Below are 19,803 nucleotides of genomic sequence, written 5' to 3'. Positions count from 1 at the left end.
GTCCAACCGCTCGGGCCACGCCTGCTCGGCGCGCCTGGTGTCTTGGAACGGCGTACCATCGCGAAATGAGCGATCCGGTGCCGTCATCACGGTCGTCCGATCCGTTGGACCCCCTCGAGGCGACGGGCCCCGCCGAGCTGATCACGGGGCGCGGCGACTCCCGCGTCGAGGAGCTACTGGTCGACCAGGACGTCGGGGCCGGCTCGTTCGCCGGCTCGAGCGTCCTCACTCCGATGGGCCAGGTGGCCTCAGCCCGCCAGTTCGGCTCGTCGAGTCATTGGCAGACCGCGAAGGCCAGGAAGCGGGTCAAGGCCACCCTGCTGGCCGGCATCGGGATCGGGGTGTCCGCCCTCGCCGCGGCGATGCTGATCTCGGCGATCGGCTGACCGCCGAGTCGGGCAGGCGCGTCCGTCAGTGCCGGTGGCCGCGCCGGCTGCGCCGGTACATCCCGTCGATCCGGTGAGCACACCCGTCGCAACCGATGCCGAGACGAAGACGCAGGATGGACGGCACGATCGCGCCGTCGGTGATCACGTCGAGCACGGTGCGCTCGGACGGCCATGCGCACGCGCAACGACGTGACGTGGCGTTTCTCGGTTGGGTGGGTCGATCGAGGGTGTTCACGGGAGTGCTTCTTCTGGGACTCCCTGGCGGCGCGGCGTGAGCCGGCGACGTCCAACCTCGTCGTCCGCCCGACCGCCCCGTCAGAGACTGGGTTGTCGCGGCCCCGAGCCGGAGCGTCGGGGCCGATCAACTTAGACGAGCGACCCCCTGCCCTGGTTGCCGATTTCTAGCATCTACGGACTCGCGGCCGATGCGTCGCTGTAGTGGCACTGACGGCGCGACGGGTTGGGACGAAGATCAGCGCGGCACGTGAGCCGCATCGACGGCGATCCGGCATCGTCGCTCACGTGCCTCGCGGGACCGGACGAGATCGTCGATTCGTCGGCGTGTGGCTGCGATGACCGGATCGTCGTGATCCACGGTCAGGTCGGCGGCGGTGATGTTGCGGAGTCGCACATTGCGGTTGCGTCGACGGGCCAGGAGTTCGCCGTTGCATTGGCAGGTGATCCCGCCTTCGGCCTTGGGAATGATGTGGTCGACGTCGCAACGGTTGATCGGGTCGTGATCACCGAAGGGATGCTGGCAGGAACGGTCGCGGATCTCGATCGCGCGTCGGAGAGCACCGGTGAATGTCCGCTGCGGCGATGCTCCGATGGCGTGGAACGGGCCGTCGAAGATGATCGTGTTGACGTCGATCTCCGTGGCGTACGGCACGAGCATTCCCGGCGCGACGATCTGCCCGTTCGACAGCTCGCAAAGCCTCCGGAAGGACTCGTCGCCCACGGCGACGGTCACCAGCACACGAGGCTTCGACGCGCCGTCCGGCATCGCCATCGCCCGGCGAGCCAGCTCGACGAGAGCGTCGAGGCGCCGTTGGCCATGGCTGCGCGTGGAGTCCGGATCGTTGCGGTCGGCGACCGACAGCTCGTGCTCGATCCGTTCCACGGCCTCGGTGAAGACTGCTCCGCCGACCGGATCGAACGTCGCCGTGAGGGTCACCTCGTCTCCGACGCCCGGTCCCCACGTCGCCGTCCGATCTTCGAGCGCCGGTTCCTCCCCGTCAGGATCTACGGCGGCATCCGCTCGACACTTCCAGTACTCGACCGCCACGTTCGCTTCGTGCAGTGTGAGTTCCTCGCAGAACGAGAGCAGCTGCAATTCGTCACGCTGGAACAGCGCTCGACGCTTGGTCGTATTGGCACCGACAAGCAGCGCGATGTGGTCCATGTTGATGCGCCCCGACGAGAGCGACTCGGCGACGGCCGGCATGGACTCCAGCTGCCGCGCCAACCGGGTGATCCGACGGCACGACGCCGGAGCTGAATTGGTCTCCCGTGCGAGTCGGTGAGCCGGGCTTCGCGACCCGTCGTCTGACCAGACGCCGGAACCTTCCCAGACGGCGGCGTACCGGAGGGTGATGGCCTGCAGTCTCGCCGCCACATCGTGCAGCCCGATCAGGGTCCGGTGCACCGCCCCCGGCGACAACTCCGTCGGATCCACGTCGGAGAAGCGATCGAGTAAGTCGGACAGCCGGAGGAGCTCTTCGACGTCGACAACCATAGTCGTATGCTAACAGACATACGTACGATGAATCAAGAGAGTTCCACCACGATGGATAAATTTACTTTGGTGGAGCAAATCGACGATTGCGTATGTCGAAATACGATCCCGCGATCCGCCGCGCGTACGCTGCGGCGATGGACAGCCACGCGGTTCGCGTGTCCGACGAGGGGGCGGTACGTCGGTTGACGTTCTGCCGTCCGGACGCCTACAACACGATCACCCCGCAGCTGCGCGACGAGCTGGGGGCCGCGCTCGACCAGGCCCAGCGCGATCGGAGCGTCCGCGTCATCCTGCTCGATGCCGAGGGTCCGGCCTTCTGCGCCGGTTACGGGCTCGACTGGTCGACGGCGCAACAGGCAGCCGACGGAGCCCGCGCCGAGCGGACCTGGGACACGGCGGCCGACCTCCATGTGATCGGCCCGTTCGCCGCGACGTGGGCCAAGCTCCACGAGTCGACGAAGCCGACCATCGCCGCCGTACAGGGCTGGTGCATCGCCGGCGGCACGAACATCGTGTTCAACGCCCACCTCATCGTCGCTGCCGAGTCGGCGCGCTTCGGCTATCCCCCGTCGCGGGTGTGGGGCGTGCCCGAAGCACCGTGGACCTGGGTCGCCCGGATGGGCATCCAGCGGGCTCGCCGCTACATGCTCACTGGCGACGAGTTCACCGCCGCCGAGGCGCTGGAGATGGGCGTGGTCCTCGAGGTCGTGCCCGACGACGATTTGGCCGAGCGGGCATCCTCCCTCGCCCAGCGCATCGCCCAGGTTCCCGGGAACCAGCTGGAGATGATCACCCTGGCGCTCAACGCGGTCGCCAACCACCAGTTCGACCCACCGGCGTCGCGGTTGCTCGGCACGATCTTCGACGGGGTGGCCCGGCACAGCCAGGAGGGCGACGACTTCGTGGCCCGCTCGATGGAGGTCGGGTTCCGCGAGGCAGTGCGGGAACGAGACCGCCCGTTCGGGGATTACGGTGAACGGCCGCAGCCATGAGCAGCATGCCGACCGCACCGTTCGTCGACCCGTCGATCTCCTACGCGCGCGGACCGGCGGAGCCGGCGATCCTCGACGAGTCGATCGGCGACCTGCTCCGCCGCATCACGGCGTCGGCTCCCGACCAGCTCGCGCTGTTCGGCACGCGCGACGAACGGCGCTGGACCTACGCCCGCCTGCTCGCCGACAGCGAGGCGGCGGCTCGTGCGCTCCTGCAGCGCTTCCGACCCGGTGAACGAGTGGCCATCTGGGCCCAGAACCTGGCCGAGTGGGTCGTCGCGGAGTTCGCGCTGGCGCTCGCCGGGCTGCCGATCGTCACCGTCAACCCCAACCTCGGTCCGCAGGAGGCGGCGTACATCCTGCGCCAGTCGGGCGCCGCGGCGGTGATCGCGTCCACGGCGTACCGGGGGCGCGATCTCGCCGAGGCGGCGCGAAGCATCCAGGCCGAGTGCCCGGACCTTCGCGAGATCGTGCCCGTCGACGAGTTCGGCGCGTCGATCGCCACGGGCCGTTCCCTCGACACGCCGTTGCCTCCGGTCGGGAGTGGCGACCTGGCGATGATCCAGTACACCTCGGGCACCACCGGCTTCCCGAAGGGGGCGATGCTCCATCACCGTGGTCTGGTCACCAACGGCTTCCACACGGCCGACCGCAACGGCGCCCGGCCCGGCGACACGCTGCTCGGGGTGATGCCCCTGTTCCACACCGGCGGGTCGGTGCTCGCCGTGCTCGGTGCCGTGTCCACGGCGGGCACCCTGGCGCTCGTCGAGGAGTTCGAGCCCGGCCACATGCTCGATGCGATCGAGCAGTACCGCTGCAACACCATCAGCGGGGTTCCGACGATGCTCGTCGCCCTGCTCGAGCACCCGTCGTACGGCGAGCGCGACGTGTCGAGCGTGAAGGTGGTGACGTCCGGTGGATCGACGGTGCCGGCAGCACTGGTCGAACGGCTCGAGCGCGACATCGGCGCGCCGTTCACGATCGTGTTCGGCCAGACCGAGCTGTCCCCGGTGTGCACGATGACCCAGCCCGACGACTCGGTCGAGGACAAGGCCAACACCCTCGGTCGACCGATGCCGCACCTGGAGATCAAGATCGTCGACGTCGACGGCTCGACCGTGCCCCACGGCAAAGCCGGCGAACTGTGCGCCCGTGGCTACTCCGTCATGCTGGGCTACAACGACAACCCCGACGCCACCGCCGAGACGATCGACGCCGACGGGTGGCTGCACACGGGCGACCTCTGCGCGATGGACGAACGGGGCTTTTGCACCATCGTCGGGCGGCTCAAGGACATGATCATCCGCGGCGGCGAGAACGTGTACCCGCGTGAGATCGAGGAGGTGCTGTTCCGCCATCCTGCGGTTGCCGACGTGGCCGTCGTGGGTCTGCCGGACGACAAGTGGGGCGAGGTGGTGGCGGCCTTCATCCGCCGTGCCGACCCTGAGTCCCCCACCGTGGCGGAGCTCCGCGAGTACGTGCGGGCGCACCTGGCGGCCCACAAGACGCCGGTGCGGTGGTTCGCCGTCGACGCGTTCCCGCTCACCGGTTCGGGCAAGGTGCAGAAGTTTCGCCTCGTCGAACAGTGGCGTTCCGGAGACGTGAGCCCGCTCGCTGACTCCTCCTCCGCCGGCTGAACCTCGATGCAGGGGGCGCGCCGCCTTGCCCCACCCGCCGGCTCTGGGCGCGCCTGGCGAGTGGGGCGAAGGGCCCAGAAGCGCCACGGACTTCCGCCGTTCCGAAGCAGCTTCACGATCAAGACGCGCCGCCCTGCCCAAAGGTTGACTTACGTGACGGACGTCACTTCGTTCACGTGAAGATCTTGATCCCGATCTCCACGAAGCGGTAGCCGAGGTACACGACCAAGGCGACGATCATCAGCTTGAAGTGCCAAGGCACACCCTCGTCGTCGTCCGTTGCGCCTTCGGCGGTGGTCACCGGCGCCGTGTGGGCCTCGAGGTCGGCACCACAGCGCGGGCAGGTGCCGTCCTCGTTCATCGAGTTCGGCGTCCAGTACTTGTCGCAGTCGTCGCAGTACGGCATCGATCAGCTCGTGCGCTTGCGCACCCGCAGCTTGATGGGTGTGGAGCCGAACTCGAACGCCTCGCGGATCGAGCGCTCCAGGTAGCGCAGATAATGCTGCGGCAGCTCGCGGTTGACGAACAGCGTGAACGTGGGCGGGTCGTTGGCCCCCTGCACTGCGTAGAGCACCTTCGCTCCCCCGCCGGCCGGCTGGCGCTGCTGGGCGTCGGCCAGCACCTTGTTGACGTCACGGGTTGGGACGCGTCGGTGGTACTGGGCGATGGCTTCCTGGAGGACCGGACGCAGGCGATGGACGCCGCGACCGGTGAGCGCCGACACCTTGAGCACCGGGGCGTCGCCGACGAACGCCAGCTTGCGGGACAGGTCGGCGAGACGGTCGAGCCGCTCCTCGGGGTCGGTGATCAGCTCCCACTTGTTCAGGATGATCAGGATCGGGCAACCGGCAGCGTCCACCCGCTCGGCGAGGCGTTGATCCTGGCCGGTCACGCCCTCGGTGGCGTCGATGACGAGCAGGGCGATGTCGGCGTCGTCGATCGCCCGCAGCGCCCGCACCAGCGAGTAGTACTCGGCCGAGTCGTCGATGCGCGAGCGGCGGCGCATGCCTGCGGTGTCCACGTACACCAAGGGACCGTCGGGAGTGTCGACCACCGTGTCGATGGCGTCACGTGTGGTCCCGGCCATGTCGTGGACCACCGAGCGGTCCTCGCCGACGAGCCGGTTGAACAGCGTCGACTTGCCGACGTTGGGGCGGCCGACGATTGCCACGCGTGGCGCATCGGCCGGAGCGACCGCGTCGCCGTCCACGTCGACGCCGTCGACCTCGCCGGTGTGCTCGGCCGCCTCGTCGGCATCGGGGAAGTCGGCGATGACGATGTCGAGCAGGTCGCCGGCACGCCGCCCGTGCAGGGCGCTCACCGGGATCGGCTCGCCGAGTCCGAGCGCCATGAACTCCCAGCGCTCGTCCTCGCGGCGGTCGTTGTCGCACTTGTTCGCCACGACGAGCACGCGGTGGTCGCCCTGACGCAGCCATCCGGCGATCGCCTCGTCGTCGTCGGTCATGCCGACCGAGGCGTCGACCACGAACAACACCACGTCGGCACCCCGCACGGCCTCTTCGACCTGGCGCGACACCTTGGTGTCGAGGTCGCTCCCGGATGGCATCCATCCACCGGTGTCGACGAGGTTGAAGCGCACGCCGAGCCACTCGGCCTCGAGCATCTTGCGGTCGCGGGTGACGCCGGGGCGGTCCTCGACGATCGCCGCCTGCTCGCCGATGATGCGGTTGAACAACGTCGACTTGCCGACGTTGGGGCGGCCGACGACGGCGACGACGGGGAGCTCGCGCTCGGCGTCGGCTCGTCGAGCCTTGCGCTGGGCTTGCTGACTCATGAGACGGCCTCCGGGATGCGGGCGGTGAGGGAGCGGCGCAGGGCGTGGCCGTCGGTGGCGACGACCTCGACCGGCCGCGGCAGGTCGTGGACGGACAGACCGTCGAGAAAGCGGCCGTCGTCGGACAGGCAGACGTCGGGCAACAGGTAGCGGTGGCCCGCCGGCTCGGCGGCGAGCGTGCGAGCCAGATCGGCGCCGACCATCAGTCCCGACACCCCTGTGTTGCCGCCGAAGAAGTCGTTGGCGACGGGGATGACCCGCACGTCGGAGCGACCGAGCGTGGCGACGAGCGGCCCGAGGACGGCGGCACCGAGGGGCCCGGTGAGGATCCCGACGGGGGCGTCGCGGCGAGGTGCGATCCGCACGGCGGCGGTCTCGCCGGCGGACGAGCCGGCGCACGGCGTCCGGTAGTCGGTCGGGTTGGGCGGGTGGGCGACGGCGCGGTTCTCGCGCCCGTCCACCGCGGCGAAGAAGCCGCGGCGCACACCGGTGACGTCCTCGGCGAGCCCCAGGAACTCCTGCTCGAACGTTCGCGCCATGCCGATGCCGTCCTCGTGCATCGGGAAGCCGTCGTAGCGTTCGGCAGCGGGGAAGGGCAGCTCGGCCATCAGGTAGTACTCGTCGGCGGCGAACACGAGCCGGCGACCGAGGGCGACCTGGTAGACGTCCTGCCAATCCTCGACGGCGGCGACCACGGCCCGGGCCTCGGCGACGGTGTGAGGACGCATCGCCGCTTCGGGATTGAACCTCGACACGCCGAGCGGGACGACCGCCACCGTGGTCAGTTCGGGATACTCGTCGAGGATTCCGGCCAAGGTGGCGTCGAGCACGGCGCCGTCGTTCACCCCCGGGCAGACGACGATCTGGCCACGCACGTCGATGCCGTGGTCGAGCAGGGCGCGCAGCCACCGCAGGCTGGTCGCGCCACGCCGGTTGCGCAGCATGTCGGCCCGCCGATCGGGATCGGTGGCGTGAATGCTCACGTGGAGCGGCGACAGGCCTTCGGTGATGACACGCTCGAGATCGGCCTCGGTGAAGCGGGTGAGCGTGGTGAAGTTCCCGTACAGGAAGCTCAGCCGGTAGTCGTCGTCCTTCAGGTACAGGCTGCGGCGCAGGCCCTTGGGCAGCTGGTAGATGAAGCAGAACTCGCAGTGGTTGTCGCACGTGCGGATCCGGTCGAACAGGGCGCTGGAGACCTCGGCGCCGAGCGGGACGCCTGCCGACTTGGTGATCTCGACGTCGAACTGGGTGCCGCCGCGCGACACCACGAGGTCGACGTCGGGTTCGTCGGACCACAGGCGCCACTCGATCACGTCCCGCGGGACGCGCCCGTTGACGCGCACGACGGCGTCACCGGGAAGGAGTCCGGCCTGTTCGGCCGGCGACCCGGGCGCCACGGACACGACGACGGGAGCGCTCATAGGGCTGCTCCAGGGTACCGGCAGCACGTCGCGTCGGTTCTGGGCGAGCCACGACAGGCGTGTCATTGGTCACCGCACGCGTCATGCGCCCGACCGGCGCTCCGCACCGGGCCCAGTCGATCCCGGAAGGACCGGGCGTCAGGGTCAGGGAATCATGGCCCCCGGCCGCGCGTCGATAGCGTGAGCACCGGTGAGTGTTCGACGTGTGCTGCTTGCGGAACCGCGAGGATTCTGCGCGGGCGTCGAGATGGCGATCAAGGCGCTGGCGTGGATGGTGCGCTCGTTCCCACCGCCCGTGTACTGCTACCACGAGATCGTCCACAACCGTCTGATCGTCGAACGCTTCAAGCGCCAGGGCGTCGTGTTCGTCGACGAAATCGCCGAGGTGCCGGCCGGCCATCCGATCATGTTGTCCGCCCACGGCTCGGCCCCCGAGGTCGTCGCCGAGGCCCGGGCTCGCGGCAGCTACGTGGTCGACTCGGTGTGCCCACTCGTCACCAAGGTCCACCACGAGGTGCGAGTCCGCTCGGGCAAGGGCTATCGGATCGTCTACGTCGGCCACGCCGGCCACGAGGAGGCCGTCGGCACAATGGCGGTCGCGCCCGACGCCATCAGCCGCGTCGAGACCGTAGCGGAGGTCGATGCCCTCGACGAGTTCGATCAGCCGGTCGCCCTCCTCGCCCAGACCACGCTGTCGCACCGGGACTGGAACGACGTCGCCGTCGCCGTCAAGCGCCGCTTCCCCGACGCCTGGACCCCGGGCCGCAGCGACCTCTGCTTCGCCACGACCAACCGCCAGGCTGCCCTGATGGCGCTCGCCGAGCGGTGCGATGCCATCGTGGTCGTCGGCTCGGCGAATTCGTCCAACACCCGAGCCCTCGAGAAGCTCGCCCACGAGGCAGGGTGCAACGAGGTCGCCCGGATCAACACCGCCGACGAGCTGCCCGACGAGCTGACGCGTCCCGGACTCGTCGTCGGCGTGACGGCAGGCGCATCGGCGCCCAACGAGGTGGTCGAAGCGGTCATCGCTCGTCTCGACCCGGTCGAGGGCGTGGAGACGGTGTCGGTCACCGACGAGGACGAGTACTTCCCGCCGCCGCGCAACCTGCGCGAGCTGCAGACGTCGATCGAACTGGCCGCCACGGCGATGCTGGGCGGCCAGGTGGCGGGCCGGGCGGCGACGGACGATCGGTCGGTCGGCGCCTCCGCGGTTCTCGCCGCGCTCGCCGTTCGCTGACCCGGCTCAGCCGATCGCGGCCGCCACGTTCCGGTCGATCGCGTCCCAGTTGGCAGGCGAGAGCAGCTGGTGGGCGACATGGAACATGTCGTTCTCCTCGATGGTCAGATGGGCCTCGATCCGGCGGGCGAGCTCGGTGACCTGTGCGTGATCCCGGCGGGCCGCCTCGAGCGCATCCTCGATGTCGTGGTGGTGGTGCTCGAGGAGGGCGACGTACTGGGCGGGGACCTCGATGCTGCGGAGCTCGGCGAACACGCCGGACTCCTCGCGCCGGGTGTGGCGATCGAGGAGGCGGCCGAGCGCGTCGAGGAGATCGTCGACGGCCGGGTCGGCGGACTCGAGGAGCGCCCGGAGGGCGGCTCGGAGTTGCTCGTGCTCATCCTCGAGAGCGTCGAGCTCGACGTGGGAGCCGTGGTCGCTGTAGTCCGACATGCCCCCAGCATCGGCTCGCTTGCCCGGCGACGCCAGGGACTTAGGTCCGAAAGGTGCCGCCCGCCGGGACCTTGGTCCATTGGCCCCGATGGCCCGTGGGGAGAGGATGACGATATGTCCAACGCGTGTATGGACGGCAACCACGCCGCCGCGCTCGTCGGCTACGCCCTCTCCGAGGTCGCGGCCATCTATCCGATCACCCCCAGTTCGCCGATGGGCGAACATGCCGACGAGTGGGCCGCCGCTGGTCGCGCCAACGTCTGGGGCAGCGTCCCCGAGATCGTCGAGATGCAGTCCGAGGCCGGCGCAGCCGGCGCCCTTCACGGTGCGCTGCAGGCCGGAACCCTTGCGACGACGTTCACGGCGTCGCAGGGACTGCTGCTCATGCTGCCCAACATGTTCAAGATCGCCGGCGAGCTGACCCCGTCGGTGATTCACGTCGCGGCCAGGGCCGTCGCCACCCACGCCCTGTCGATCTTCGGCGATCACAGCGACGTGATGGCCGCCCGCACGACCGGATGGGCGATGCTCTGCGCCAGCTCGGTCCAGGAGGCCCACGACTTCGCCCTCGTCGCCCACGCCGCGACGCTGCGCACGCGTGTGCCGTTCCTCCACTTCTTCGACGGCTTCCGGACCTCGCACGAGGTGAACCGCGTCGAGCTGCTCGGCGACGACGACCTGCTCGCCCTCGTCGGCGAGGACCGCATCGTCGAGCACAAGGGCCGCCGGCTGCGCCCGAGCGCTCCGGTCCTGCGTGGGACTGCGCAGAACCCCGACGTGTTCTTCCAGGCGCGCGAGGCGGCGTCGCCGTTCCATGCCGCGGTCCCCGGCGTCGTCGCCACGGTGTTCGACGAGCTGGCGGCCCGAACCGGCCGGCAGTACCACCTCGTCGACTACCAGGGCGCGCCCGATGCCGAACGCGTGGTGGTCGTGATGGGATCCGGCGCCGGCGCCGTCGGTGAGACGGTCGAGCGCCTCGTCGCCGCCGGTGAGCGGGTCGGGCTGCTGACGGTCCGGCTGTTCCGGCCCTTCCCGGTCGACGCGTTCCTGGCCAGCCTCCCCGCTGCGGTGCGGTCGATCGCCGTCCTCGATCGGACGAAGGAGCCCGGCTCGGTCGGCGAGCCCCTGCTTCAGGACGTCGTCACCGCCCTCGCCGACAGCGAGCGTCCGGCCCTGCCGCGCGTGATCGGCGGGCGCTACGGACTGGGGTCGAAGGAGTTCACGCCGGCGATGGCCAAGGCGGTGTTCGACGAGCTCGTCGCCGACGCTCCGAAGCGTCGCTTCACGATCGGCATCGTCGACGACGTCAGCGGATCGAGCCTCTCGTACGACCGGGAGTTCCGCATCGACGACGGGGCCACGACAGCGGTGTTCTACGCCCTCGGCAGCGACGGCACGGTCGGCGCCAACAAGGCGTCGGTCGACATCATCAGCTCGCAGGGCGGCCGCTACGCCCAGGGCTACTTCGTGTACGACTCGAAGAAGTCCGGTTCGATGACGGTCTCCCACCTGCGGTTCGGCGACCGGCCGATCCGCTCGACCTACCTCATCGACCAGGCCGACTTCGTCGCGTGCCACCAGTTCGTCCTCCTCGATCGGGTCGACGTGGTCGGCGTGGCCAAGCCGGGGGCGACGCTCCTGCTCAACGCCCCCTACGGTCCCGGCGACGTGTGGGCGCATCTGCCCGACACGGTCCGCACGCAGATCGTCGACAAGGGACTCAAGCTGTTCGTCATCGACGCCGCCCGCATCGCCCGCGAGCTCGGCATGCCCGGGCGGATCAACACCGTCATGCAGCCGTGCTTCTTCGCCCTCGTCGACGTCCTGCCACGGGACGAGGCGATCGCCGCGATCAAGGATTCGATCGCCACCACCTATGGCCGTCGCGGCGCCGTCGTCGTCGAACGCAACGTCGCAGCCGTCGAGCGGGCCCTGTCCGAGCTGGCCGAGGTCACCGTCCCGGACTCCGCCGGAGAGGGCCCGCGACGCTCGCCGGCCGTGGCCGCGGATGCGCCCGACTTCGTCCAACGGGTGACCGCACGGATCCTCGCCGGCGAAGGCGACCTGCTGCCGGTGTCGGCGCTGCCCGTCGACGGCACGTTCCCCGTCGGCAGCGCCGCGTGGGAGAAGCGCAAGCTGGCCGAGCTGATCCCGGTGTGGGAGCCCGATCTGTGCATCGATTGCGGCAAGTGCGCCATCGTCTGCCCGCACGCCGTGATCCGGATGAAGGCCTACGAGCCCGATGATCTCGCCCGCGCGCCCGACGGCTTCTTGTCGAAGTCCTTCCGCTCCCGGGACCTTCCGGGCCGCCTGATGACGATCCAGGTCTCCCCCGACGACTGCACCGGCTGTTCCATCTGCGTCGAGGTGTGCCCGGCCAAGGACAAGTCGGAGGTCAAGCGCAAGGCGATCAACATGGCACCGTATGCCGAGCACGCCGACGTCGAGCGCGAGCGTTGGGACTTCTTCACGAGCATCCCCGAGCTCGATCGCGCAGCCGTCGCCCCCGACTCAGTGAAGACGTCACAGCTCCTCGAGCCGCTGTTCGAGTTCTCCGGGGCGTGTGCGGGTTGCGGCGAGACGCCGTACCTCAAGCTCCTCACGCAACTGTTCGGTGACCGCCTCGTGGTCGCCAACGCCACCGGCTGCTCGTCGATCTACGGCGGAAACCTGCCGACGACACCGTGGGCGGCCAACTCCGAAGGGCTCGGCCCGGCGTGGGCCAACTCACTGTTCGAGGACAACGCCGAGTTCGGCCTCGGCATCCGTCTCGGCGTGGAGCACCACCAACGCGAAGCACGCAGGTTGTTGACGGAACTGGCGGGTGCCATCGGGCCCGAGCTCGCCGGCGAGATGCTGGCGACCGAGCAGTCCGACGAGGCCGGAGTCATCGCCCAGCGCCGCCGCCTGGCCACGCTGATCGAGCGCCTCGACGAGCTCGCCGCAGGCGACGACCGTCGCGACCCGCGGGTCGCTCGCCTGCGCGTGATCGCCGCCGAACTGGTGCGATCGAGCGTGTGGCTGGTCGGTGGCGACGGTTGGGCCTACGACATCGGCTTCGGCGGTCTCGATCACGTGCTCGCCAGCGGGCGCAACGTCAACGTGCTCGTGCTCGACACCGAGGTCTACTCCAACACGGGCGGTCAGGCATCGAAGGCCACCCCGCGCGGCGCCGTCGCCAAGTTCGCCACGGCCGGCAAGCCCAGCGGCAAGAAGGATCTCGGCGCCATCGCCCGGAGCTACGGCAACGTCTACGTCGCCCAGGTGGCCCTCGGCGGAAGCGACGTGCAGACCGTCAAGGCGCTGCTGGAGGCCGACGCCTGGGACGGGCCGTCGCTGATCATCGCCTACTCCACCTGCATCGCCCACGGCATCGACATGGCGACGTCGATGGCCCACCAGCGCGACGCCGTGCGCAGCGGGTACTGGCCGCTCTACCGGTTCCGGCCGGCTGCCGACGAACAGGTCGAACCGTTCCAGCTCGACTCGGCGGCACCGTCGATCCCGCTGCGCGACTTCGCCCTCGCCGAAGCCCGCTTCGCCATGCTCGCCCGCACCGATCCGGAGCGATCGGACCACCTGCTCTCGCTGGCCCAAGGAGACATCGACGAACGACGCCGCTACTACGAGCAGCTCGCCCGGGTTCACCGCACCGCGCCGGGCTCGGGCACACCGCCAACACGGAAGGAACCCTGACATGACCGACCTTCGCACCGAGTACCTCGGCATGCCGCTGCGGTCGCCGATCGTGGCCTCGTCGGGCCCGTTCACCCGCGACCTCGACCGGCTCGCCGAGCTGGTCGATGCCGGGGCGGCCGCCGTCGTCCTGCCGTCCCTCTTCGAGGAGGAGATCGAGCACGACGCCACGGAGCTCGACCGGCTCTTCGCCGATCACGCCGACAGCTTCGCCGAGGCCACCTCGTTCTTTCCCGAGCTCCACGGTGTCGGCAACCCCGTCGACGTCTACCTGTCCCACATCGAGGCATCGCGGGCGCGGATCGACGTCCCGGTGATCGCCAGCCTCAACGGCACCAACCCCGGCGGGTGGGTGCGCTACGCCCGCCTGCTCGAGGACGCCGGGGCATCGGCGATCGAGCTCAACCTCTACGCCATCGCCGCCGACCCGGCGATCTCGGGAGCGAGGCTGGAGTCGGAACAGCTCGAGCTCGTCGCCGACGTGACCGGCGAGGTGCAGGTTCCCGTCGCGGTGAAGATCTCGCCCTTCTACACCAGCGTCGCCAACTTCGTCGTCGCCCTGCAGGAAGCGGGCGCGGCCGGCGTCGTCATGTTCAACCGCTTCTACCTCCCCGACATCGACATCGAGACCCTCGAGGTCGTGCCCCGGCTGGCGCTGAGCAATCCCGGCGAGCTGCGCCTACCACTGCGCTGGATCGCCATCGTCCGCGACCAGCTCCACATCTCGGTCGCCGGGTCGACCGGGGTGCACGCCGGCGAGGACGTCGCCAAGCTCCTCCTGGCCGGTGCCGACGTGGCGATGACGACCTCGTCCGTGTTGCGCAACGGCACCGGTCATCTCGCCCGCATCGAGGACGACCTCGTCACGTGGATGGCCGAGCACGACTACGAGTCGGTGTCCCAGATGCGCGGCGCGATGCGGCGTGACGCCACGCCGGACCCCGCCGCCTACGAGCGGGCCAACTACATCGGCACGCTGTCCACCTACACCAGCCGGTTCCTCGGCCGAAGCGAAGCGCCGGTCTGACCTCACGGTTGGTGTCAGGCACCAACCGTGAGGTCACACGGTCGACGGCGTCAGTTCCGTGGCACCTGGCTCCAGGGCACGTCGCGGTCGACGCGCACGTCGCCGGGCAGGCCGAGCACGCGCTCGCCGAGGATGTTGTACATCACCTCGGTGGTGCCGCCCTCGATCGTGTTGGCCCGGCTGCGCAGGAACGCCTGCTGCAGCGAGTTGGAGTCGCTGGCGTACCGCGGCGCGTGCATCGTGTAGTCGCCGTACAGCATCCCGTTGGCGCCCGACAGGTCGACCGCGTAGGACAGGACGTCCTGGTTGAGGATCGCCGAGGCGGCCTTCGAGATCGAACCCTCGGGACCGGGGTCGCCCTTCTTGCGGGCCGCGCTGGCGCGGATGTTGGTGAGGCGCAGGACCTCGGCGCGAGACCAGAGCCTCATCACCTCGTCGCGAGCGACGGCCGTGCGCTCGGACTCGGGCAGGCTGTTCCACACCTTCACGAGCTGGGCGATCACCCCTGAGCCTCTGGGCGGAATGGTGCCGCCGATCGAGACCCGCTCGTTCATCAGCGTGGTGAGCGACACCCGCCACCCGTCGCCGGGCCGCCCGAGCATCTCCTTGTCGGGGATGCGGACGTCGGTGAAGTAGACCTCGTTGAACTCGGCGTCGCCAGTCATCTGGCGGAGCGGGCGCACCTCGACGCCCGGGGCCTGCATGTCGACGACGAACGCGGTGAGTCCTGCGTGCTTGACGGCTTCGGGGTCGGTGCGCACCACGAGGAGCCCCCAACGGGCGATGTGGGCGAGCGTCGTCCAGACCTTCTGGCCGTTGGCGATCCACTCGTCGCCGTCACGCACCCCCTTGGCCGCGAGGCCGGCGAAGTCGGAGCCCGAACCGGGCTCGGAGAACAGCTGGCACCAGACCTCTTCACCGGTGAACAGGGGACGCAGGTACCGGGACTTCTGCTCCTCGCTCCCCCACACGACGACCGTCGGACCGCACATGCCGTGGCCGATCGGATTGCGGTGCGCCGAATTCGGCGCCCCGGCGGCGCTGAGCCGCTCGTTGATGAACTTCTGGTGCTTCGGGCTGAGGTCGAGACCGCCGTGGCCGACCGGGAAGTGCACCCACGCCAGGCCCCGGTCGAACTGCTCGCCGAGGAACGTCTCGGGGTCCGTCTGCTTGGGCGGGAACGATGCCAGCAAGTCGTCGACCAGGTCGGCAACCTGCTGTTCTTCGGTGCGCGGCTCGTCGGTGACAGTCATCGGAACTCCATCTCATCCCCGTCCCTCCTCGGGGCGGGCTGATGTCCGACCCCTCCGGGTCAGGTTTCGCCACAGCGGGGGCTGCGTGCTTCTACGGCCCGAAACCGTACTGGCGCCGCCGTCCGGCGTCCGAACCGAGCTGGCCGAAATCCGTGCGATACCTTCACGCCCATGTTCCCCGGAGCTCACGCTGCGACCACGCCCGACAAGCCCGCCGTGATCTGGGCACCCACCGGGGAGGTCACCACCTACGCCGAGCTCGACGCCGCGGCGAATCGCCTGTCGCGCCTGCTCCGCTCGGCCGGCGTCCAGCCCGGCGACCACGTGGCGCTGTGCCTCGAGAACCATCCCCGCTACCTGGAGATCCTGTGGGGCTGCCACTACGCCGGGGCGATCTACACGGCCATCTCCTCGCGTCTGACCAGCTCGGAGCTGGCCTACATCATCAACGACTGCGGGGCCAAGGTCTTCATCACGTCGCAGTACAAGGCCGACCAGGCGCGCGAGATCGCCGACGAGATCCCGGCGGTCACGACCCGGTTGATGCTCGACGGCGTGATCGACGGCTACGCCTCCTACGAGGACGCCGTGGCCGCGCAGGATCCCGCACCGCTCGAAGGGCGCATCGCCGGCACCGACATGCTCTATTCGTCGGGCACCACCGGCCAGCCCAAGGGCGTGGCCCTGACGTTGAAGTCCGAGCCATTGGAGACAGCGCCGCACGGCGTCGCGGCCATGCTCCAGCTGCTGTTCGGCATGACCCCCGACGACACCTACCTGTCCCCGGCGCCCCAGTACCACGCGGCACCGCTGCGCTTCATGATGGGCACCCACGTTTCCGGAGGCACGGTGGTGGTGATGGACCGCTTCGACGCCGAGGACTACCTGCGGCTCGTGGAACGTCACGCGATCACGATCTCGCAGGTCGTCCCCACGATGTTCATCCGCATGCTCAAGCTGCCCGAAGAGGTCCGCTCGCGCTACGACGTGTCCTCGCTGAAGTCGGTGATCCACGCCGCCGCCCCCTGCCCGGTCCCCGTCAAGCAGCAGATGATCGAGTGGTTCGGGCCGGTGATCCACGAGTACTACGCCGGGACCGAGGGCAACGGGTTCGTCTACTGCAACTCCGAGCAATGGCTCGCCCATCCGGGCACCGTCGGCCTGCCGATCGGCTGCACGATCCACATCTGCGACGAGGACCTCCACGAGGTCCCCCAGGGCGAGAGCGGGACGATCTACTTCGAGGGCTTCGGCGCCACGTTCGAGTACCACAACGACCCGGAGAAGACGAAGAAGTCGCGCCACCCGGAGGGCTGGACCACGCTCGGCGACGTCGGCTACCTCGACCCCGACGGGTTCTTGTTCCTCACCGACCGCAAGGCGTACATGATCATCTCCGGCGGGGTGAACATCTATCCCCAGGAGGCGGAGAACGTCCTGGTCACGCACCCGAAGGTGGTCGACGTGGCCGTCTTCGGAGTCCCCAACGAGGACTTCGGCGAGGAGGTCAAGGCCGTCGTCCAACCGGTGGAGATGCCCGCCGACGAGGAGGCCGCCGCCGCCCTCGCCGCCGAGCTGATCACCTTCACCCGCAGCCAGCTCGCCGACGTCAAGTGCCCGCGCTCGGTGGACTTCCGCGAGGAACTTCCCCGCCACCCGACCGGCAAGCTCTACAAGCGCCTGCTCAAGGACGAGTACTGGGCGGCCGCCGGCCGCTCCATCTGACGCCACCACACCCCGACCGCGAACCGCGGCGGGCTCACCAACGAAGAGGGGGCCATGGATCGCTGGACCTCGATCATCGGCGCCGCTGCCGCAGTCACCGTGGCCGTCGGGGCGTTCGCCGTGGCCCGGGCCGTGACCGACGAGTTGCCGGCGCCGCCGGTCGTCGCCGCCCCCTCCACCACCGTTGCCGCTGCGTCGCCCACCACCACCACCACCGCCACCACCGCCGCCGGCGGAGCCACGACGGCGGGAGGGGCGACCACCGCGGCGCCGGCGGCCCAAGCCGTGGAGATCGAGATCTCCGGGTTCGCCTTCTCGCCGGCCGAGATCACCGTCCCGCGGGGCACCACGGTGACCTGGGTGAACCGCGACGGTGTGAACCACAGCATCATCTCCGAGGACGGCAGCGTGCTGTCGCCGACGATGGCCGACGGCGACACGTTCACGTTCACGTTCGACGCCGCCGGCGTCTACCCGTACATCTGCGGCTTCCATCCCCAGATGACCGGCACGATCGTCGTGGAGGGATGATGCGCAATCTGGTGATCCGAATCGTCGCCGCCGCACTCGTGCTCGCCGGCGGCATCATCCACTTCCGTCTGTGGAGCGACGGGTACAAGGACATCGACAAGATCGGCCCGGCCTTCCTGCTCAACGCCGTCGGGTCGGCGGCGATCGCCGTCGCTCTCGTCGTGTGGCGCCACCGGCTGGTGCCCCTCGCCGCCCTCGGGTTGGTCAACGGCACGCTGCTCGCCTTCGGGCTCAGCCGCGCCAATGACGGCATCTTCGACTTCCGGGAGTACGGATGGAACCCGTCCCCCGAAGCGGCCCTCGCCCTGGTGTTCGAGCTGGCCGCGGCCGCGGTCCTGCTGGCGCTGCTGGTGCTGGAACGCAACGACTCCTCGCCGGCCCCCACGTACCACGACCGCCCCGACTGGTGAGCCCGCCCCGTCCTGACCGGAGGGCAAATACCCGACGCTTCGGTGAGGTAGATACCCTCCCGTTCTCAGGTGCGGCCCGGGTCAGGCGCCGAGGACGACCATGCGGATCTCGGTCATCTCCCGGATCGAGTAGCGCGGTCCCTCGCGGGTGTTGCCGCTGTCGCGCAGACCGCCGTAGGGCTGCTGGTCGGCTCGCCACGTGGGCACTTCGTTGACGAGCACGCCACCGAAGTCGAGCGCCTGGAAGGCCCGCATGGCCGCGCTGATGTCGTGGGTGAAGATCGCCGCCTGCAGGCCGTAGCGCGTGTCGTTGGCGATGGCGATCGCCTCGTCGAGCGTGTCGTAGGAGGCCACGGTGACGACGGGGCCGAACACCTCGAGCGCGCACACGTTCATCTCGGGTCGCACGTCGGTGAGCACCGTCGGCACGAGCACCCCGTTGTCGTCGAGATGTCCGCCGGTCGCCAGCGTCGCGCCCTGGGTGATGGCCTCGTCGACCCACGACTTCACGCGATCGCGCTCCCCCGGCGAGATCAGCGCCGAGACCTCGGTGGCCTCGTCGGCGGGGTCACCCACGACGAGCGTGGACACCTCGTCGACCAGGGCGCTGGTGAACTCGGCGGCGATCGACCGGTGCACGAGGACGCGCTGCGTGGAGATGCAGCTCTGCCCGGCGTGGGCGTAACCGGCCAGGCGGATCTTCGACGCCGCCGCCTTCCAGTCGCTGTTCGCCTCGATGATGACCGGGGCGTTGTTGCCGAGCTCGAGGCCCACCCGCTTGCGTGGTGCGGTGGCCCGGATGCCCCAGCCCACCTCGGGCGAGCCGGTGAACGTGATGAGGGCGATGTCGGGATGTTCCACGATCGCAGTGCCGACCGTGCCGCCGCTGCCGGTGACGACGTGGAGCCACTCGGCGGGCAGCCCGCACTCGTCGATGAGCAGCTCGGCGAGGGCGATGGCGCTGAACGGCGTCTGCGTCGCCGGCTTCAGCACGACCGGGCAGCCGGCGGCGATGGCCGGGGCCAGCTTGTGGGCGACGAGGTTGAGCGGGAAGTTGAACGGCGAGATCGCCCCGACCACGCCGATGGGGACCCGCATGGCGAACCCGACCTTGCCCTCGCCGGCGGGAATCGCGTCGAGCGGCACCATCTCGCCGTCGAACGTGCGCGCTTCGGCGGCGGCGAACTGGAACGTCCCGACGGCGCGCTGAGCCTCGGCCCGAGCGGTACGGATCGGCTTGGCCGCCTCGGCCGCGATGATCTGGGCGAACTCTTCCTCCCGCTCGGCGAGGAGGCGGGCCGCCGTGTCCAGCACCGTCGCCCGCTTCCAGCGCGGCAGAGCACCGGCGTGGAGGGCGGCCTTGGCGCTGGCCACGGCGCGGTCGACGTCGCCCGCCGAGCACAGCGGGATGCGACCGATCTCGTGGCCGTCGAACGGTGACGTGACGACGGTGCAATCGTCCCCCACGTACCGCTCGCCGGCGATGGGCAGCGCCCGTACATCACCGTCAGCTGTCATGT

The 19,803-nt window shown here is 69.6% G+C and carries 17 protein-coding genes; 9 read left to right on the top strand and 8 right to left on the bottom strand.

Annotation, left to right across the window (positions count from 1 at the left end; genetic code table 11):
• The first annotated feature begins 65 nt into the window (after positions 1 to 65).
• Positions 66 to 386: a hypothetical protein gene (locus tag DN771_RS16125; protein ID WP_116998565.1), complete on the top strand. Its 321-nt coding sequence runs from the start codon at positions 66 to 68 to the stop codon at positions 384 to 386.
• Positions 387 to 411: 25 nt separating this feature from the next.
• Here DN771_RS16125 and DN771_RS30690 read toward each other — a convergent pair whose 3' ends face one another.
• Together DN771_RS30690 and DN771_RS16120 are read right to left on the bottom strand one after the other, a co-directional pair.
• Positions 412 to 534, bottom strand: coding sequence for a hypothetical protein (locus DN771_RS30690; RefSeq protein WP_276113799.1), 123 nt, complete (start codon positions 532 to 534; stop codon positions 412 to 414).
• 327 nt (positions 535 to 861) lie between these two features.
• The gene (locus DN771_RS16120; RefSeq protein ID WP_116998564.1) at positions 862 to 2,124 is read right to left on the bottom strand and encodes an HNH endonuclease signature motif containing protein; all 1,263 of its coding nucleotides are present in this window, start codon (positions 2,122 to 2,124) and stop codon (positions 862 to 864) included.
• Positions 2,125 to 2,261: 137 nt separating this feature from the next.
• Between DN771_RS16120 and DN771_RS16115 the strand changes: the two genes are divergently transcribed.
• Together DN771_RS16115 and DN771_RS16110 are read left to right on the top strand one after the other, a co-directional pair.
• A complete protein-coding gene (locus tag DN771_RS16115) occupies positions 2,262 to 3,119 on the top strand; it encodes a crotonase/enoyl-CoA hydratase family protein (protein ID WP_116998615.1) in 858 nt (285 codons plus the stop codon).
• On the top strand, positions 3,116 to 4,756 hold the full coding sequence (locus DN771_RS16110) for an AMP-binding protein (RefSeq protein ID WP_116998563.1): 1,641 nt from the start codon (positions 3,116 to 3,118) through the stop codon (positions 4,754 to 4,756). Before DN771_RS16115 ends, DN771_RS16110 begins: the two co-directional genes overlap by 4 nt.
• 172 nt (positions 4,757 to 4,928) lie before the next feature.
• Here the strand turns inward: DN771_RS16110 and DN771_RS16105 are convergent, their stop codons facing one another.
• From DN771_RS16105 to DN771_RS16095, 3 genes are read right to left on the bottom strand one after another with little or no spacing between them, the layout of a single operon-like run.
• Positions 4,929 to 5,162 (bottom strand): hypothetical protein, encoded by a 234-nt coding sequence (locus DN771_RS16105; protein ID WP_116998562.1) that lies wholly within the window; start codon positions 5,160 to 5,162, stop codon positions 4,929 to 4,931.
• 3 nt (positions 5,163 to 5,165) lie between these two features.
• The gene (der, locus tag DN771_RS16100; RefSeq protein WP_116998561.1) at positions 5,166 to 6,551 is read right to left on the bottom strand and encodes a ribosome biogenesis GTPase Der; all 1,386 of its coding nucleotides are present in this window, start codon (positions 6,549 to 6,551) and stop codon (positions 5,166 to 5,168) included.
• Entirely contained in the window at positions 6,548 to 7,972 is a 1,425-nt protein-coding gene (locus DN771_RS16095; protein WP_116998560.1) for a DUF512 domain-containing protein, read from the bottom strand. Before DN771_RS16095 ends, der begins: the two co-directional genes overlap by 4 nt.
• A gap of 190 nt (positions 7,973 to 8,162) precedes the next feature.
• On the opposite strand from DN771_RS16095, the gene ispH reads away from it, so the two are divergent.
• Positions 8,163 to 9,209: a 4-hydroxy-3-methylbut-2-enyl diphosphate reductase gene (ispH, locus tag DN771_RS16090; protein WP_227462377.1), complete on the top strand. Its 1,047-nt coding sequence runs from the start codon at positions 8,163 to 8,165 to the stop codon at positions 9,207 to 9,209.
• Positions 9,210 to 9,215: 6 nt separating this feature from the next.
• Here the strand turns inward: ispH and DN771_RS16085 are convergent, their stop codons facing one another.
• Positions 9,216 to 9,641, bottom strand: a complete 426-nt coding sequence (locus DN771_RS16085) for a hemerythrin domain-containing protein (protein WP_162942018.1) — start codon at positions 9,639 to 9,641, stop codon at positions 9,216 to 9,218.
• A 114-nt stretch (positions 9,642 to 9,755) separates the two neighbouring features.
• Between DN771_RS16085 and nifJ the strand changes: the two genes are divergently transcribed.
• Together nifJ and DN771_RS16075 are read left to right on the top strand one after the other, a co-directional pair.
• The gene (gene nifJ / locus DN771_RS16080) at positions 9,756 to 13,337 is read left to right on the top strand and encodes a pyruvate:ferredoxin (flavodoxin) oxidoreductase (RefSeq protein ID WP_116998612.1); all 3,582 of its coding nucleotides are present in this window, start codon (positions 9,756 to 9,758) and stop codon (positions 13,335 to 13,337) included.
• Between the two features lies 1 nt (position 13,338).
• Positions 13,339 to 14,364, top strand: coding sequence for a dihydroorotate dehydrogenase-like protein (locus DN771_RS16075; RefSeq protein WP_116998559.1), 1,026 nt, complete (start codon positions 13,339 to 13,341; stop codon positions 14,362 to 14,364).
• A 50-nt stretch (positions 14,365 to 14,414) separates the two neighbouring features.
• Here DN771_RS16075 and DN771_RS16070 read toward each other — a convergent pair whose 3' ends face one another.
• Positions 14,415 to 15,617: an acyl-CoA dehydrogenase family protein gene (locus DN771_RS16070; RefSeq protein ID WP_116998558.1), complete on the bottom strand. Its 1,203-nt coding sequence runs from the start codon at positions 15,615 to 15,617 to the stop codon at positions 14,415 to 14,417.
• Between the two features lie 171 nt (positions 15,618 to 15,788).
• Between DN771_RS16070 and DN771_RS16065 the strand changes: the two genes are divergently transcribed.
• From DN771_RS16065 to DN771_RS16055, 3 genes are read left to right on the top strand one after another with little or no spacing between them, the layout of a single operon-like run.
• The gene (locus DN771_RS16065) at positions 15,789 to 17,342 is read left to right on the top strand and encodes an AMP-binding protein (protein ID WP_116998557.1); all 1,554 of its coding nucleotides are present in this window, start codon (positions 15,789 to 15,791) and stop codon (positions 17,340 to 17,342) included.
• 54 nt (positions 17,343 to 17,396) lie between these two features.
• Positions 17,397 to 17,873 (top strand): cupredoxin domain-containing protein, encoded by a 477-nt coding sequence (locus DN771_RS16060; RefSeq protein ID WP_116998556.1) that lies wholly within the window; start codon positions 17,397 to 17,399, stop codon positions 17,871 to 17,873.
• A complete protein-coding gene (locus tag DN771_RS16055) occupies positions 17,870 to 18,283 on the top strand; it encodes a hypothetical protein (RefSeq protein ID WP_116998555.1) in 414 nt (137 codons plus the stop codon). The genes DN771_RS16060 and DN771_RS16055 overlap by 4 nt, the downstream gene beginning before the upstream one ends.
• An 81-nt stretch (positions 18,284 to 18,364) precedes the next feature.
• Here the strand turns inward: DN771_RS16055 and DN771_RS16050 are convergent, their stop codons facing one another.
• Positions 18,365 to 19,801: an aldehyde dehydrogenase family protein gene (locus tag DN771_RS16050; protein WP_116998554.1), complete on the bottom strand. Its 1,437-nt coding sequence runs from the start codon at positions 19,799 to 19,801 to the stop codon at positions 18,365 to 18,367.
• Positions 19,802 to 19,803 lie beyond the last annotated feature (2 nt).

Origin of the sequence: Desertimonas flava, assembly GCF_003426815.1 — a bacterium.
Lineage (GTDB): Bacteria > Actinomycetota > Acidimicrobiia > Acidimicrobiales > Ilumatobacteraceae > Desertimonas > Desertimonas flava.
This window is presented reverse-complemented; position numbering and strand designations above follow the sequence as displayed.

Coding starts and splice junctions, on each gene's coding strand:
- DN771_RS16125 (WP_116998565.1), top strand. CDS start 66: ATGAGCGATCCGGTGCCGTCATCACGGTCGTCCGATCCGTTGGACCCC.
- DN771_RS16120 (WP_116998564.1), bottom strand. CDS start 2,124: ATGGTTGTCGACGTCGAAGAGCTCCTCCGGCTGTCCGACTTACTCGAT.
- DN771_RS16115 (WP_116998615.1), top strand. CDS start 2,262: ATGGACAGCCACGCGGTTCGCGTGTCCGACGAGGGGGCGGTACGTCGG.
- DN771_RS16110 (WP_116998563.1), top strand. CDS start 3,116: ATGAGCAGCATGCCGACCGCACCGTTCGTCGACCCGTCGATCTCCTAC.
- DN771_RS16105 (WP_116998562.1), bottom strand. CDS start 5,162: ATGCCGTACTGCGACGACTGCGACAAGTACTGGACGCCGAACTCGATG.
- der (WP_116998561.1), bottom strand. CDS start 6,551: ATGAGTCAGCAAGCCCAGCGCAAGGCTCGACGAGCCGACGCCGAGCGC.
- DN771_RS16095 (WP_116998560.1), bottom strand. CDS start 7,972: ATGAGCGCTCCCGTCGTCGTGTCCGTGGCGCCCGGGTCGCCGGCCGAA.
- DN771_RS16085 (WP_162942018.1), bottom strand. CDS start 9,641: ATGTCGGACTACAGCGACCACGGCTCCCACGTCGAGCTCGACGCTCTC.
- nifJ (WP_116998612.1), top strand. CDS start 9,756: ATGTCCAACGCGTGTATGGACGGCAACCACGCCGCCGCGCTCGTCGGC.
- DN771_RS16075 (WP_116998559.1), top strand. CDS start 13,339: ATGACCGACCTTCGCACCGAGTACCTCGGCATGCCGCTGCGGTCGCCG.
- DN771_RS16070 (WP_116998558.1), bottom strand. CDS start 15,617: ATGACTGTCACCGACGAGCCGCGCACCGAAGAACAGCAGGTTGCCGAC.
- DN771_RS16065 (WP_116998557.1), top strand. CDS start 15,789: ATGTTCCCCGGAGCTCACGCTGCGACCACGCCCGACAAGCCCGCCGTG.
- DN771_RS16060 (WP_116998556.1), top strand. CDS start 17,397: ATGGATCGCTGGACCTCGATCATCGGCGCCGCTGCCGCAGTCACCGTG.
- DN771_RS16055 (WP_116998555.1), top strand. CDS start 17,870: ATGATGCGCAATCTGGTGATCCGAATCGTCGCCGCCGCACTCGTGCTC.
- DN771_RS16050 (WP_116998554.1), bottom strand. CDS start 19,801: ATGACAGCTGACGGTGATGTACGGGCGCTGCCCATCGCCGGCGAGCGG.